The sequence below is a fragment of the Mesotoga sp. HF07.pep.5.2.highcov genome (assembly GCF_003666285.1).
GTDB classification, from domain to species: domain Bacteria; phylum Thermotogota; class Thermotogae; order Petrotogales; family Kosmotogaceae; genus Mesotoga; species Mesotoga prima.
Map to the genome: position 1 here is coordinate 1 of NZ_JFHJ01000284.1, position 1236 is coordinate 1236.

General features: G+C 50.1%; 1 protein-coding gene. It reads right to left on the reverse strand.

What is annotated here, in order from left to right:
- Window positions 1–1229 (reverse strand): 3-phosphoshikimate 1-carboxyvinyltransferase (aroA, locus tag BG32_RS06035; protein WP_121526560.1); only part of this gene is annotated, 1229 nt, incomplete at its 3' end.
- Window positions 1230–1236: the final 7 nt, after the last annotated feature.

The window sequence follows — 1236 nt, forward strand, 5'->3', positions numbered from 1 at the left end:
ACCGAGACGCATTCGGCGTTGCTGACTTCGGTTACTCCTTCGGAGAATAGACCAGCGACTGAGAGAGACATTGCAACCCTATGGTCGTCGTGGCTCTGGACCTTTGCACCCATCAGTTTCTTTCCACCGTGAATGATCATCTCATGGTCTGTGTCCTCGATCGACGCGCCCATTTTTGAGAGTTCTCTCCTCATGACCTCGACTCTGTCGGTTTCTTTTACCCTTATACTTTCAATTCCGGTCAATACTGTGTCTCCCTCAGCGTAGCAGGCGGCAACTGAGAGTATGGGCAGAGCATCGGGAATGTCTGAACAGTCTATGGTGATTCCCCTGAGTTTATTTCCTCCAACTGCCTTCAAAGAGTTGCTGGATCTGTTTAGAGTTACATTTCCGCCCATTTCTTTTAGAATGTCGATGATTACGGCGTCGCCCTGGCTGCCCGAGAGATCCAGGTCCTCTATTACTAACTCCGAGTCAGTTACGAGCGCAGCCACCAGTGGAAAAGCGACTGATTCCCAATCGCTGGGAATAGCAGTGTCGACCGGTTTGTAATTCTGAGGGCCTTCCACTTCGAAGAAACTGTAATTCTTCTCATCGTACTTAACTTCTATCCCGTGTTCGCTCATCCAATCCACGGTCATCTGGAGGTAAGGCCTTTCTATGGCCTTCTGAACTTCGATCCTGGTTTTTCCCTCGAGCCTCGCCGATGCCAGGAGCATTCCGGAAATGTACTGTGACATCTTTCCATCGAAAACAATAGTCCCTGCCCTCATTGGTCCTTTTACAATGACGGGAGCCGCATCGCTGTCACTTCTCGTCGTGACGGCGAAGGCCCCCAGTTCTCTCATTGCCTCCAGCAGTTTCACAACGGGTCTTCTACGAATCTGATAATCTCCTGTGAGAACAACGTAGTCGCTTAAAGTTCCTGAGATCGCCGTGGCAAAATAGAAGGTAGTTCCGGAATTCCCGCAGTCAATGACATCGTCGGGAATCTTTAGGCCCTCGGGGCTGCTCTTTATCGTCCATACTCCCTTTTCAATTTTCACATCGGATCCGAATGCCCTGGCAGCTCTCGTCGCCGAAAGACAGTCCTGACTCGGAAGAGGGTTTTTTATGGTTGAGAGTCCCTTTGCCATGGCGGCGATCAGGACCGCCCTTATTGTATGGCTCTTTGAACCGGGCACAGAGAGCTTACCCGAAAGATTATGCTTTGAAGCAAAGGCTATCATTTTCAAT